Raw genomic sequence first — 13,758 nt, forward strand, 5'->3', positions numbered from 1 at the left:
AGAGCCGGACCGGGCGCACCCACATCTGGTCCGGCTCTGCCAAACTTGTGCGATGCGACAGCGGGTGGGCCTGGCTTTGAGTGCGGCTTGTGGCGTGGTGACGAGTCAGCTCCTGGGGCTCGGAGCCCCCGCCGCGGCCGCTCCGAGCCCGTCCGCCACCACCGGCCAGTCCCCGGTCGCGGGCGCGGGCCAGACCGTCTGCACCCCCGACTCATCGAAGATCAACGAGATCTCCGGTCTCGTCGCGACCGCCACCGGCTACTACGCGATCAACGACAGCGCCCCCGCCGGCGGCAAGGCCAGGATCTTCACCCTCGACGCGAGCTGCAAGGTCGTCGGCACCCCGGTCAACTACGACCCGGTCGCCCGCGACCCCGAGGACCTCGCGATCGACAAGAACGAGACGCTGTGGATCGCCGACATCGGTGACAACACGGAAGCGTCCGGCGGCAGCGCCGCGCCGCGCCCCACGGTCGCGGTCTGGACCTTGGCGAAGGGCGCGAAGGCCCCGGTCATCAACCGCCTCGCGTACCCCGACGGCAAGAAGCGCGACGCCGAGGCCCTGCTGCTCAACGGCGACGGCACGCCGATCATCATCACCAAGGAGCCCGTCGGCGAGATCTGGGTGCCCGAGGGCCCGTTGCAGCCCAACACCACCAAGGGCGTCAAGCTCAAGCAGGTGGGCACGTTCGCGCCCCAGGAGACGAAGACGCCCAACCCGCTCTCCTTCCTCGGCTATAAGGCGATCACCGGCGCCGCCTCCGCCCCCGACGGCACCCGCGTCGTCATCCGCACCTACTCCGACGCCTACGAGTTCGACGTCAAGGACGGCGACGTCGTCAAGGCGATCACCAGCGGCAAGCCCCGCATCACCCCGCTGCCCAACGAGGCCCGCGGTGAGGCGATCACCTACTCGACCGACGGCAAGCAGTACATCACCGCCTCCGACGTCCCCGCCGACGTCAAGGCGCCGATCCTCCGGTACACCCCGCAGAACGTCACGCCCGGCAAGGGCGGCGGCGCGGTCCTGCCGACCCCGAAGCCCGACGACCGGTCGTTCCTGGAAAACCTGACGCTGCAGGACATCACGTACATGGTGGCCGCGGTCGGCATCCTCGGCCTGATCCTTGTGGTCGCCGGCATCATCGGCATCCGCCGCTCCCGCGCCGCCCGCCGCCTCGCGGCCGCGACCTCCGGCCCGATCCGCGGCTCCGCCCCCCGCCCCGGCGACGACGACGCCCCGCCGTCCGACGACAACACCACCGGCACCGTCTACGGCGCCCGCCCCGGCGCATCCGCCGCCCGCGGCGCCGCCGCCCCCGGCGGCACGGTCTACGGCGCGTCCGGCGCCGCCGGCGGCTTCTCCAGCGACCCCGGCCCCTTCGGCGGCAACGACGGCGGCTTCGGCGGCGGCGGCAACGCGGGCAACGGCGGCTTCGGCGGCGGCTCGCACCCGTCCGACCCGCGCGACTTCAACCACCAGCCCGGCTTCGCCCCGCCGTCCTACGACCAGCCCCGCGGCTTCCCGCCCCCGGCCCCGCAGGGCGGCGGCATGTACGGCGCCCCCCAGCCCGGCTACGACCAGCGCGGCGCCTACGGCTCCGGCCACCCAGGCGACCACGACGGCTACGAGCGCGGCTACGCCCCCCACCGCTGAACCCCGCGCCCCCGCCCTGTGCTCTCTCCTGATCCCGAACGGTTCCGGTAACCCCGCAGGGGATCACAGAACACAACCCGTCGACCGCTCAACCGGTTGCCACCAGCCCCGTCTCCCATGATCCCGGATGGTTCCGGTAGCCCTGACCACCAGAACCGCACGGGATCACGGGAGGGCCAGCTTGCCGATTGCGGGCGTGGACGGGTTCTCGTGATCCGGAAGAGTTGTTGTGGCTATGGCGACAAGAAGTCTTCCGGATCATGAGCGAGCGGCGTGGGGTGGATCAGCAGGAGCGAGCCGGGGAGGGGGACGGGGGTGGGGTGCCGATGGTGGGCATGCCGAGGGAGACGCCGGGGGTGCGGGTGACGCGGCCGGCTTCCCAGGCGTCGCCGGCGCGGGTGCGGCGGTGGGACAGCAGGGGGCCGTCGGCGTTGAGGTGGTGCGGGGCGGCGTACGTGACGGTGGTGTGCACGATGTCGCCGGGGCGCAGCGTCACCGACGGGTCGGTGGCGAAGTGCACGAGGCGCCCGTCGCGCGCGCGGCCCGACATGCGGCCGGTGGCGCCGTCCTTGCGGCCCTCACCGACGGCGACCAGGACCTCGACCGGGGTGCCGACGAGCTTCTTGTTCTCGTCCCAGCTGATCTCCTCCAGGGTGGCGATCAGCCGGTCGTACCGCTCCTGCACGACCGCCTTCGGGACCTGCTCGTCCATGGTGGCGGCGGGGGTGCCGGGGCGCTTGGAGTACTGGAAGGTGAAGGCGCTGGAGTAGCGGGCGGCGCGGACCACGTCGAGGGTGCGCTCGAAGTCGGCATCCGTCTCGCCGGGGAAGCCGACGATGATGTCGGTGGTGATGGCGGCGTCGGGCATGGCGTCGCGCACCTTGGAGATGATGCCCAGGTAGCGGTCCGCGCGGTACGAGCGGCGCATCGCCTTCAAAACAGCGTCGGAGCCGGACTGCAGGGGCATGTGCAGCGAGTGGCAGACGTTGGGCGTCTCGGCCATCGCGGCGATGACGTCGTCGGTGAAGTCCTTCGGGTGCGGGCTGGTGAAGCGGACCCGCTCCAGGCCCTCGACGTCGCCGCAGGCCCGCAGCAGCTTGCCGAAGGCGAGCCGGTCGCCGAACTCGACGCCGTAGGAGTTCACGTTCTGCCCGAGGAGCGTGACCTCCAGGACACCTTCGGCGGCGAGGGCGCGGACCTCGGCGAGGATGTCGCCGGGGCGGCGGTCCTTCTCCTTGCCGCGCAGGGCCGGGACGATGCAGAAGGTGCAGGTGTTGTTGCAGCCGACGGAGATGGAGACCCAGCCGGCGTAGGTGGACTCCCGCCGGGTCGGCAGCGTGGAGGGGAAGACCTCCAGCGACTCGAGGATCTCCACCTCGGCGGCGGCGTTGTGGCGGGCGCGCTCCAGCAGCACCGGCAGCGAGCCGATGTTGTGGGTGCCGAAGACGACGTCGACCCAGGGGGCCTTCTTGACGATGTCGCCGCGGTCCTTCTGCGCCAGGCAGCCGCCGACGGCGATCTGCATGCCGGGCTGGGCGAGCTTCGTCGGGCGCAGGTGGCCGAGGTTGCCGTAGAGGCGGTTGTCGGCGTTCTCGCGCACGGCGCACGTGTTGAACACGACGACGTCGGGCTCGGCGTCGGCGGGCACCGGGACGTAGCCGGCGTCCTCGAGAAGGCCGGAGATGCGCTCGGAGTCGTGCGCGTTCATCTGGCAGCCGTAGGTGATGACCTTGAAGCTGCGAGGGGTCTCAGTCATAGCAGCGAGAAGTCTAGCCGCCGACGTGCTCTCCGGCGGTATCCACCAGCCCCGGCAGGAGCACGTCGCCGGCCTCGTGCGGCGGGCGGATCGGCGTGACCGCGACGTAGCCGTCCAGCAGCCACGCGTCGTCGCTGCCGGGCTCCGCGCCGTGGTCGCTCTGTTCGAGGGACATCCGCACGTACCCGTGGCCCTGCTCCATCAGGACCATCTGCACCGTGCCGAACTGGGCCAGGGTCGCCCGGCGGATGCCGCGCAGGTCGCCGGCGTCCAGGTTGGGCACGTTGACGTTGAGCACGAACCCCGGCGCCAGCAGCGGCAGCAGGTCACCGGCGACCTCGGCGGCGGTGTCCCAGCGTTCCTCGGGCTCGCCGGAGGTCGCGCGGAACGGCACGTCCAGGGAGACCGCCATGGCGCGGCAGCCGTTCGCGACGGCGGTGAACGCGGCGCCGACCGTGCCGGAGTGCAGGACCGCGGCGCCGGTGTTGGGGCCGCGGTTGATCCCGGAGAGCACGACGTCCGGCTCCGGCCCGTACGCGCCGCGCGTCGCCATCAGCGCGATGAACGCGGGCGACGCGGAGACGGCGTACGTCGGTACATCGGCGAACAACGCGGCACGTGTCTCGGTGGCGATGCGGCCGTCGGCCTCCACGCCGGTGAGCGAGCTGCCCGAGCCGCTGGCCTCCCGGGCCGGCGCCGCGATCACCACGTCGTGGCCTTGGCGGACGGCCATCGCGGCGAGCGCGTGCAGGCCGGGGCTGTCGATGCCGTCGTCGTTGGTCACCAGGATGCGCATGGTCATCATTGTGACAACCACCGGCCGTTATCCGTCCGTGACCGCTATGCGGCTGTTCGTGGGCATGAGCACCGCTAACGTCGAGCGCACCGACGGAGCCAAGCACTGCGATGGGGCGGATGATGACGAACGAGCCTTTGATCGTGCTCAGCGGCGTCAACAAATGGTTCGGCGAGCTGCACGTCCTCAAGGACGTCAACCTGTCGATCGCCCGGGGCGAGGTCGTGGTCGTGATCGGCCCGTCCGGCTCCGGCAAGTCGACGCTGTGCCGGGCGATCAACCGCCTGGAGCCGATCAACAACGGCGACATCGTCTTCGACGGCACCCGCCTGCCGCAGGAGGGCCGGCCGCTGGCGCGGCTGCGCAGCGAGGTCGGCATGGTGTTCCAGTCGTTCAACCTGTTCGCGCACAAGACCATCCTCGAGAACGTGATGCTCGGCCCGGTCAAGGTCCGCAAGGAGAAGCCGGCGGTCGTGCGGGAGCGCGCGCTCGGCCTGCTCGACCGGGTGGGGATCGCCGCGCAGGCGGAGAAGTACCCGGCGCAGCTGTCCGGCGGTCAGCAGCAGCGCGCCGCGATCGCCCGGGCCCTCGCCATGCAGCCCAAGGCGATGCTCTTCGACGAGCCGACGAGCGCGCTGGACCCGGAGATGGTCGGCGAGGTGCTCGAGGTCATGACGGGCCTCGCGAGCGAGGGCATGACGATGGTCGTCGTCACGCACGAGATGGGCTTCGCGCGGCACGCCGCCAACCGGGTCGTGTTCATGGCCGACGGCCAGCTGGTCGAGGAGGCGGACCCGAAGACGTTCTTCGCCAACCCGCGCACCGACCGCGCCAAAGACTTCCTGTCAAAGATCCTGACGCACTAGAAACCCACGAAAGGGGATAGCGACCATCATGCGCATCACGCGGATCGCAGCGGCAGCCGCCGCCGTCACGCTCGCGCTCGGCCTGGCCGCCTGCGGCAAGGACGGCACGCCCACGCCGTCGGCCGAGGGCGGTAGCTCCGGCGCTGCGGCGCCGGCCAGCGACACCTGCACCTCGTCCGGCACCACGTTCACCCCGGCCACCGGCGTGGCGATCACGGGCAGCCCGACGTTCGACCGCATCAAGGCGGCCGGCAAGGTCGTCATCGGTGTCAAGTTCGACCAGCCCAACCTGGGCTACAAGGACGCCGCCGGCAAGCGCTGCGGCTTCGACATCGAGATCGCCCAGCTGATCGCGTCGAAGCTCGGCATCGACCCGGCGAAGATCGAGTACAAGGAGATCGCCTCCGCCAACCGCGAGACGGCGATCAAGGGCGGCGAGGTCGACTACTACGTCGGCACCTACTCGATCACCGACAAGCGCAAGGCGGACGTGTCGTTCGCCGGCCCGTACTTCGTCGCCGCGCAGGACCTGCTGGTCCGCAAGGACGACTCCTCGATCACGGGCTCCGACAGCATCAAGGGCAAGACGGTCTGCTCCGCGACCGGCTCCACGCCGATCCAGCGGGTCCGTGACCAGAAGCTGACGGACAAGATCGTGGAGTTCAAGACCTACTCCGAGTGCGTGTCGCAGCTGCTGGACAAGAAGGTCGACGCGGTCACCACCGACGACGCGATCCTGAAGGGCTTCGCGGCGCAGGCTCCGTCGCAGCTGAAGGTCGTCGGCAAGCCGTTCCTCGACCCGGCCACCGGCAAGGCCTACCCGGAGAAGTACGGCATCGGCCTCGGGCACGACGACAAGGCCCTGCGCGACTTCGTGAACGCCTCGCTGGAGGCCGCGTTCAGCGACGGCACCTGGCAGAAGATCTACGACGGCACGCTCGGCAAGTCGGGCTCGGCGGGCAGCCCGCCCACCCTCGAGAAGTACTGATCCAGCCACAGACGGGGCGCCGCCAATCCGAACGGCGGCGCCCCGTCCCATGAACTCAAAGCGCGTCCCATGAACCAAGCGCGTCCCGCGAACAAAGCGCGTGCCGTGGACGAGCAACAAAGGGCGGAAGTGGAGGTCACCCCGGCGTGAGCGACTTTTTTCATGTCCTGACGGACAACTGGGACGTCATCGGCTCCCACTTCTGGGAGACGGTGAAGCTCTTTCTGATCTCCGCCGTCGGATCGATCGTCCTCGGCACGCTGCTGGTGGCGATGCGGGTCTCCCCCATCCCGGCGCTGCGCGCGTTCGGCAGCTCCTACGTGCTGCTGCTGCGCAACACGCCACTCACCCTGATCTTCGCGCTGCAGGTCTTCGCGCTGCCGAAGCTCGGCGTCAACTTCGAGTTCTTCACCGGCGCGTGCGTCGCGCTGACCGCGTACACGAGCGCGTTCGTGTGTGAGGCGCTGCGCTCCGGTATCAACACGGTGCCCGTCGGGCAGGCCGAGGCGGCCCGCGCGCTGGGCATGACGTTCCTGCAGGTGCTCACCAACGTGGTGCTGCCGCAGGCGTTCCGCACCGTCGTGCCGCCGCTGGTCAGCGTGCTCAACGCCATGCTGAAGAACACCACCGTCGCGGCCGGCTTCTCCGTCGCCGAGGCCGGCGCGATCACGTTCTACCTCTCGGAGCGCGGCGAGAACCAGATCTACGGCCTGCTGTGGATCACGATCGGGTTCCTGATCCTCGTGGTGCCGCTGGTGACCCTGCAACGGATGCTCGAACGACGCTGGAAGGTCGCCCGATGAGCAACGTCCTCTACGACCTGCCCGGCCCCAAGGCCCGCGTGCGGTACCGCATCATCGGCATCGTCAGCGCACTCGGCATCGTCGCGCTGCTCGCGTACGTCGTCTGGCGCTTCTACGACACCGGCCAGTTCGAGGCGCTCCGCTGGGAGCAGTTCCAGTACACGAAGATCCAGCAGGACCTCCTCGACGGCTACCTCACCACGCTGCGCGCCGCCGGCGCCGCGGCCGTGCTCGCGCTGCTCCTCGGCGCGCTGCTGGCGACCGCGCGCCTGAGCGACCACGCGGTCTTCCGCGCGCCGGCGTCGGGCTTCGTCGAGCTGTTCCGCGCCATCCCGCTGCTGATCCTGATCTTCTTCGCGTACTACGGCCCGATCCAGCTCGGCTACAAGGTCGGCCCGTTCTGGCCGCTCGTGATCGGCCTCACGCTGTACAACGGCGCGGTCCTGTCCGAGATCTTCCGGGCCGGCATCCTCGCCGTGCACCGCGGGCAGTCCGAGGCCGCGTACGCGCTGGGCATGCGCAAGTCGCAGGTCATGACGTCGATCCTGCTGCCGCAGGCGGTCCGGGCCATGCTCCCGGCGATCGTCAGCCAGCTGGTCGTGCTGCTGAAGGACACCGCGCTCGGGTTCATCATCCAGCTGCCGGAGCTGCTGTACTACGGCAAGCAGTTCGGCGGCCGGCTGCTCTTCGGCTTCCCGTACGTCCCCGGGTACCTCGTCGTCGCCGCCGTCTACATCGGCACCTGCGGCCTGCTGTCGTGGTTCGCCTTCTGGCTGCAGAAGCGGCTCATGGGCGGCCCCAAGCAGGTGAAGACGGCCGCGCGCCCCGTCAAGCTGGCCGACGTCAACCAGGCCGTATGAGCTTGGCCGTTGGTTGATTGGCAACGTTGCGCGTAGTACGTACGCTGCGCGGGTGGCGGACACCGGCTTTCGTTTGGGCATCGACTTCGGCACCTCGAACACCGTCGCCGTCCTCCGCTGGCCGGACGGGCGCACGAAGCCGCTGCTGTTCGACGGCTCGCCGCTGCTGCCCTCCGCCGTGTACGTCAACGCCGACGGCACCGTCCTCACGGGGCGTGACGCGGTGCACTCGGCGCGCCTGCAGCCGCACCGCTTCGAGCCGTACCCGAAGCGCCGCGTCGAGGAAGGCACCGTCTGGCTCGGCGAGCAGGACGTCCCGGTCCTCGACCTCGTCACGACCGTCCTGCGCCGGGTCGCCGCCGAGACGTACCGGGTCGCCGGCGCGTACCCCAACGAGGTCAACCTGACCCACCCGGCGACCTGGCCGCCGCAGCGCCGCCAGACGCTGTCGCAGGCGGCCGTCGCCGCGGGCTTCCCGAGCCCCTTCCTCTCGTCGGAGCCGGTCGCCGCCGCGTCCTATTTCGTCGGTACCGTCGGCACCCACGTCCCTGTCGGCGGCATCGCCGTCGTGTACGACTTCGGCGCCGGCACCTTCGACGCGAGCGTGGTCCGCCGCAACGCCGGCGGTGGCTTCGACGTCCTCGCCAGCGAGGGCCTTCCCGACGCGGGCGGTCTGGACGTGGACGCCGCGGTCGTGGCGTACCTGGGCCGCGCGTTCACCGGCCGCGAGGGCGACCAGTGGCGCCGCCTCACCAACCCCGAGAGCGAGTCCGACCGGCGCGCCGCCTGGCAGCTGTGGGAGGACGCCAGGCTCGCCAAGGAGATGCTCAGCCGCGCCGCGACCACGTATGTCCATGTGCCGCTGTACGACGAGAGCGTGCCGATCGGGCGCGAGCAGCTCGAGCAGCTCGCACGGCCGATCCTCGACCGGACCGTGACGGCGACGCAGCTCGCGGTGTCGTCGGCGGGCGTCGCCGGGCAGCCCCTGGCGGCGGTGTTCCTGGTCGGCGGCTCGTCGCGCATCCCGCTCGCCGCGACGCTGCTGCACCGGGCGTTCGGGCTGGCACCGACGGCGATCGAGCAGCCCGAGCTGGTGGTGGCGGAGGGCGCGCTGCACCTCGCGCCGCCGACGGGGCGGGCGCACGTCGGGGGCGCGCCGACGCCGGTCGCGTCGGGGCCGTTCGGCCCGGTGCCTGTCCCGTCCTCTGGCGGGCCGTCGTCCGGTGCGCCGTCGTCCGGTGGGCCCTCGTCCGGTGGGCCGTCCTCTGGCGGGCCGACTTCTGGTGGGCCGTCGCATGAGGTCAGCGGGGACGTCTCGGCGCAGCCCGTGTCGGCGACGCCGGTGTCCCCGGGGTTCAGCATGCCGTCGATGAACCCGGGGTTGCCGCCGCTGCTGCAGACCGGATCGATGCCGGTGGTGCCGAGCCGTCAGCAGCCGCCGCAGGTGTACCAGCAGCCGCCGGCTCAGCCGCAGCAGCCGCCCGTTCCTCCGCAGCAGCCGCCGGTGCCGCAGCAGCCGGTCCAGCAGCCGCCGGTGCCGCAGCAGCCGGTCCAGCGGCCGCCCGTCGGTCAGCCCGTGCCGCAGCAGCCCGCGCAGTACCAGCCGCCGATGCAGCCTGTTCCGCCGGTTGTCCCGCAGCAGCCCGTGCCGCCGGTCGTTCCGCAGCAGGCGCCCGCGCAGTTCCAGCAGCCGGTCCAGCCGCAGGTGCAGCAGCGGCCGGTCGTCCCGCCGGCGCAGTTCCAGCAGGCGCCGCCGGTACAGCGGCCGCAGGTGAGCGCGCCGCCCGCGGCCGGGCCTCCGGTCAACGCCGTGCAGGGCTGGGCGCCCACGTCGGGTCCGCCGGCGTCCGGGCCGCCCGCCTACCCGTCGTCCGCGCCGCCCTCCGCGAACGGCCGGGGCGGCAAGACGCTCGTCGCCGCCGTCGGTGGCGGGGTGCTCGCCCTGCTGCTGGTCGTCGCGGGCATCGTCTGGGCCGTCAACCGCAACGGTGACGACGTCGAGCCGGGCGGTGGCGGCAGCAGCCCGACCAACCAGGCGGGGCCGGCGGTCTCGCCGGCCTGCGGGCACAAGGTCGGGTTCCTCGGCATCCTGGCCGGGACCGGCTCCAAGGACAGCAACGGCATGCGCAACGCGACCAAGCTGGCCGTCGACGACTACAACGCCAAGCACGCCGGCTGCAACGTCGGGTTCGTCGAGTTCGACACGAAGGGCACCGAGGAGGGCAGCAAGGCCGCCGCGGAGACCCTGGTCGCCGACAGCGAGGTGATCGGCGTCGTCGGTCCCTCGTACCGCGCGGAGGTCCTCGGCGCCGCCCCGGTCCTGGAGAAGGCCGGCATCCCGTTCTTCACGACGTTCGCACCCGACGTCGACCTCGCCGCGAAGGGCTGGTCCACGTTCCACCGGCTCATCGCCAACGACAAGGACCAGGCGGCGGCCGGCGCCCGGTACATCAAGAACACGCTGCGCGCCTCGAAGGTCGTCCTGGTCTACGACGACTCCGACTTCGGCGGCGTCGCCCGGCAGGCGGTCAGCGCCACGCTCGGCAGCAGCGTCACCACGAGCGTCTCGATCCGCCGCACCGCCACCGACTTCTCCGCCGCCGTCACCCAGGTCACGAACGCCGCCCCCGAGGCCGTGTACTACGCGGGCGAGGCCGACGACGGCACCGCGTTCCTGAAGGCCCTGCGCGCCGCGAAGCCCGCGATCGCGGTCGTTGTCAGCGACCGGCTCTTCACCCAGCTGTTCGTCGACACGCTCGGCAAGGCCGCCGACGGCATCGTCGTCACCTGCCCCTGCATCCCGAGCGACCACGCCGGCAACGACTACGCGTCGCGCTACCAGGCCGCGTACAAGACCAGCGCCGGCTACTACGGCCCCGAGGCCTACGACGGCGCGAGCATCATCCTGGCCGGCTTCACGGCCGGCAAGGCCACCCGCGAGGACATGCTCGCCTTCGTCAACAAGTACGACGCGAAGGGCATCGCCCGGCCGTACAAGTTCGCCTCGAACGGCGACCTCTCGGTCCCCGACCCCCAGATCTGGTCCTACAAGATCGGCGGCGGCTACGCGTCGTCGGAGAGCACGATCGCCCCGTAACGCACGCTGCGGGCGTCCGCCCACGTCCGGCCGCCTGTGTCGGGGGGTACATGGGCGCTTTCGGCAGGCCGTTCCTTCGGCGGGCCGGAGGCCCTCGGTGCTTCCTAGCGGGCGATCTCGGTGACGCGCGATTCGCGGACGACGGTGACGCGGATCTGGCCGGGGTAGGTCAGCTCCTCCTCGATCTGCTTCGCGACGTCGCGGGCGAGGACGGCGGCGCCGATGTCGTCGACGTCGTCGGGGCGGACCATGACCCGGATCTCGCGGCCGGCCTGCATCGCGAAGACCTTCTCGACGCCCGACTTGCCGGCGGCGATCTCCTCGATGCGTTCGAGGCGCTTGACGTACGCCTCCAGGCTCTCCCGGCGGGCGCCGGGACGGCCACCGGAGCAGGCGTCGGAGGCCTGGGTGAGGACGGCCTCGATCGTCTGCGGGAGGACCTCGTTGTGGTGGGCCTCGATGGCGTGCACGACGTCCTCGGACTCGCCGTACTTGCGGGCGACGTCGGCGCCGATCAGCGCGTGGCTGCCCTCGACCTCGTGCGTGAGCGCCTTGCCGATGTCGTGCAGGAACGCGCTGCGCTTGATGAGCTTCGGGTCGAGGCGCAGCTCGCTGGCCATGATGCCGGCGATGTGGGCGGTCTCGACGAGGTGCTTGAGGACGTTCTGGCCGTAGGAGGTGCGGTAGCGCAGCCGCCCCAGCAGCGTCATCAGCTCCGGATGCAGATCGGTGATCCCCACCTCGACCAGGGCGTCCTCGGCGGCGCGCAGGCAGAGGCGCTCGACCTCGTGCTTCGCCTGCTCGAACACCTCCTCGATCCGGTGCGGGTGGATCCGGCCGTCGAGGACGAGCTTCTCCAGCGTGAGCCGGCCGATCTCGCGCCGGACCGGATCGAAGCACGACAGCAGGACCGCCTCGGGCGTGTCGTCGATGATCAGGTTGACCCCGGTCGTCGACTCGAACGCGCGGATGTTGCGCCCCTCGCGGCCGATGATCCGGCCCTTCATCTCGTCGCTGGGCAGGTGCAGGACGCTGACGACGCTCTCGGCGGTCTGCTCGCTGGCGACCCGCTGGATGGCGTCGACGACGATGTGCCGGGCCCGCTGGTCGGCGGTGTTGCGGGCGTCGTTCTCGATGTCGCGGACGAGGAGGGCGGCCTCCCGCTTCGCCTGCGCCTCGATCGTCTCGATGACCTCGACCCGGGCGGCCTCGGTCGTCAGGCCGGCGATCCGTTCGAGCTCCTCGCGGTGCCGCTCCTCGCCGGCGGCGATCTCGACCTCGCGGCGGGTGAAGGCCGCCTCGCGTTCGAGCAGGTCGGCCTCGGTGCTGGTGATGCGCCGGTCGCGCTCGGCGAGCCGCTCGGCCTCCTCGGCGAGCAGTCGCTCCCGTTCGTCGAGCCGGCGCTGGCGCCGCTCCGCGTCCTGCGACTGCTCCTTCGCGACCGTGGTCAGCTGGCTGACCTCCCGCTCCCCCGCCCGGCGCGCGGCCGCCCTGGCCTGCTCCGCGTCGACCTCGGCCTGCCGGTGCGCCCGCTCCAGCAGCGAGTCGGCCTCGGCCCGCGCCGCGTCGAGGATGCGTCGCGCCTCCGACCTGGCGGAGCTGGCCTCCGCTTTCGCGGCGGCGGCTTCGGTACGCGCAGCGGCCGCCACGGCCCTCGCCTCGTCCACGGCGGCGGTGGCGTCCTCGGCGGCGGTGCGCAGGGATGCGAGCGAGTGCTCCTGCCGGTCCTTCTCGGCGAGGAACGCGGGATCTTCGGCGACAGGCTGAGCGGGCGCGGCGGCCGTGGCGTGCAGCCGGCGCATGATCTTCAGCGAGACCAGCAGCGCGGCGAGGACGCCGAGGCCGATGACGACGACCACGACGAGGAGCACGACCTGCAGGCCGGTCACGCGGTCACCTCGGCGGCACTGGTCGCGTGCTGACGACCTGCGAGTCGTTCGCGGAGGATGGCAGGGGCGCACTCCGTCACGACGTCACCTCGCTCCGCTCGGCGCTGCGCAGGGTGGCGCAACGCGGGATGTTGTGGAGGAGACGCCCGACCACAGCCTGCCATCAAGATGTATCAATATCGGGACACAGGGTGCCCCGAAGACCGGTCGACACCACACCTCCCGCAAGGCGTGGCGCTTATATGTCGTGCATAAACGTTGCTGATCTGTGACGCGATCTATGTTGTGCGGTAAACCCGCGGTGGTTGGGCGGTCTCCATCTGGTAACGCCGAGGCTAGGTCGTGAAGGGCGCTTCGGTCAAGGACTCATGATCGGGCACCATACGGGACTTAAGTCCGTCAAGACCCCCGCCAGGCGAAACACCCTACCAGTGACATTTGACCAGACCTTTCCGGCATGTCGGTCGCACTCACCTCAAAATTGTCGACCGCCAGTAGTCGTCCGTTCGCAAGCTGCTCAACCTCGGCATCAGCCCTGCTGCAATCATTCCACCACAGACCGTGCGCCTACCAACCACACCATCGAAGCTCGTCGCACTCCACCCTCCCCGCCACGCCGCTGACGCCAGGTGGCGTTCTGCTAGCTGCCCTCACCTCGCCGGCGCCTGAGCCACGCCCATACCCTCCGGCACCCGTTTCTACGCGGTGACGCTTCTCTCGGGGGTGGCGACCGGGCCGGGCCGCGTGATCAACGGACGGATCTGGCCGTGATCGCGGCCAGCCCCGTCCTTCGATCAAGCCGCCCGCGTGGGGCGCTCCCGGACCAGCCGACCACGTGGGTGGCGCTCCCGGACCAGCCAACCGCGTGGGTAGCGCTCCCGGACCAGCCAACCGCGCGGGTAGCGCTCCCGGACCAGCCGACCGCGTGGGTAGCGCTCCCGGACCAGCCAACCGCGCGGGTGGCGCTCCCGGACCAGCCAACCGCGCGGGTAGCGCTCCCGGACCAGCCAACCGCGCGGGTAGCGCTCCCGGACCAGCCAACCGCG

At 71.1% G+C, this 13,758-nt stretch carries 9 protein-coding genes; 6 read left to right on the forward strand and 3 right to left on the reverse strand.

Annotated features, from left to right (window positions below):
• Nucleotides 1-97: 97 nt before the first annotated feature.
• Nucleotides 98-1,657: a hypothetical protein gene (locus AB0I21_RS02345; protein WP_360558433.1), complete on the forward strand. Its 1,560-nt coding sequence runs from the start codon at nucleotides 98-100 to the stop codon at nucleotides 1,655-1,657.
• 283 nt (nucleotides 1,658-1,940) lie between these two features.
• Here AB0I21_RS02345 and miaB read toward each other — a convergent pair whose 3' ends face one another.
• Together miaB and AB0I21_RS02355 are read right to left on the reverse strand one after the other, a co-directional pair.
• Complete coding sequence (gene miaB / locus AB0I21_RS02350) at nucleotides 1,941-3,413, reverse strand: tRNA (N6-isopentenyl adenosine(37)-C2)-methylthiotransferase MiaB (protein ID WP_360558435.1); 1,473 nt, start codon at nucleotides 3,411-3,413, stop codon at nucleotides 1,941-1,943.
• A 13-nt stretch (nucleotides 3,414-3,426) separates the two neighbouring features.
• Nucleotides 3,427-4,209, reverse strand: a complete 783-nt coding sequence (locus AB0I21_RS02355; protein ID WP_360558436.1) for a 5'/3'-nucleotidase SurE — start codon at nucleotides 4,207-4,209, stop codon at nucleotides 3,427-3,429.
• Between the two features lie 110 nt (nucleotides 4,210-4,319).
• Here AB0I21_RS02355 and AB0I21_RS02360 point away from each other — a divergent pair, with 110 nt between their 5' ends.
• The 5 genes from AB0I21_RS02360 to AB0I21_RS02380 all read left to right on the forward strand — a co-directional run bounded on the left by AB0I21_RS02360 (nucleotide 4,320) and on the right by AB0I21_RS02380 (nucleotide 10,823).
• Entirely contained in the window at nucleotides 4,320-5,075 is a 756-nt protein-coding gene (locus AB0I21_RS02360) for an amino acid ABC transporter ATP-binding protein (protein WP_360558438.1), read from the forward strand.
• A 28-nt stretch (nucleotides 5,076-5,103) separates the two neighbouring features.
• Entirely contained in the window at nucleotides 5,104-6,063 is a 960-nt protein-coding gene (locus AB0I21_RS02365; RefSeq protein WP_360558440.1) for a glutamate ABC transporter substrate-binding protein, read from the forward strand.
• Nucleotides 6,064-6,209: 146 nt separating this feature from the next.
• Nucleotides 6,210-6,866: an amino acid ABC transporter permease gene (locus tag AB0I21_RS02370; protein WP_344507745.1), complete on the forward strand. Its 657-nt coding sequence runs from the start codon at nucleotides 6,210-6,212 to the stop codon at nucleotides 6,864-6,866.
• On the forward strand, nucleotides 6,863-7,726 hold the full coding sequence (locus AB0I21_RS02375) for an amino acid ABC transporter permease (protein WP_344507747.1): 864 nt from the start codon (nucleotides 6,863-6,865) through the stop codon (nucleotides 7,724-7,726). Before AB0I21_RS02370 ends, AB0I21_RS02375 begins: the two co-directional genes overlap by 4 nt.
• A 52-nt stretch (nucleotides 7,727-7,778) precedes the next feature.
• A complete protein-coding gene (locus AB0I21_RS02380; protein ID WP_360558442.1) occupies nucleotides 7,779-10,823 on the forward strand; it encodes an ABC transporter substrate-binding protein in 3,045 nt (1,014 codons plus the stop codon).
• Between the two features lie 104 nt (nucleotides 10,824-10,927).
• Here AB0I21_RS02380 and rny read toward each other — a convergent pair whose 3' ends face one another.
• The gene (gene rny, locus AB0I21_RS02385; protein ID WP_360558443.1) at nucleotides 10,928-12,712 is read right to left on the reverse strand and encodes a ribonuclease Y; all 1,785 of its coding nucleotides are present in this window, start codon (nucleotides 12,710-12,712) and stop codon (nucleotides 10,928-10,930) included.
• Nucleotides 12,713-13,758: the final 1,046 nt, after the last annotated feature.

It is taken from the genome of Dactylosporangium sp. NPDC050588 (assembly GCF_040654975.1).
Classification (GTDB): domain Bacteria; phylum Actinomycetota; class Actinomycetes; order Mycobacteriales; family Micromonosporaceae; genus Dactylosporangium; species Dactylosporangium maewongense.

Bases quoted from the DNA above. Each gene is read 5' to 3' on its own strand.
- AB0I21_RS02375 (WP_344507747.1), top strand. From the start codon at position 6,863: ATGAGCAACGTCCTCTACGACCTGCCCGGCCCCAAGGCCCGCGTGCGG.
- miaB (WP_360558435.1), bottom strand. From the start codon at position 3,413: ATGACTGAGACCCCTCGCAGCTTCAAGGTCATCACCTACGGCTGCCAG.
- AB0I21_RS02355 (WP_360558436.1), bottom strand. From the start codon at position 4,209: ATGCGCATCCTGGTGACCAACGACGACGGCATCGACAGCCCCGGCCTG.
- AB0I21_RS02360 (WP_360558438.1), top strand. From the start codon at position 4,320: ATGGGGCGGATGATGACGAACGAGCCTTTGATCGTGCTCAGCGGCGTC.
- AB0I21_RS02365 (WP_360558440.1), top strand. From the start codon at position 5,104: ATGCGCATCACGCGGATCGCAGCGGCAGCCGCCGCCGTCACGCTCGCG.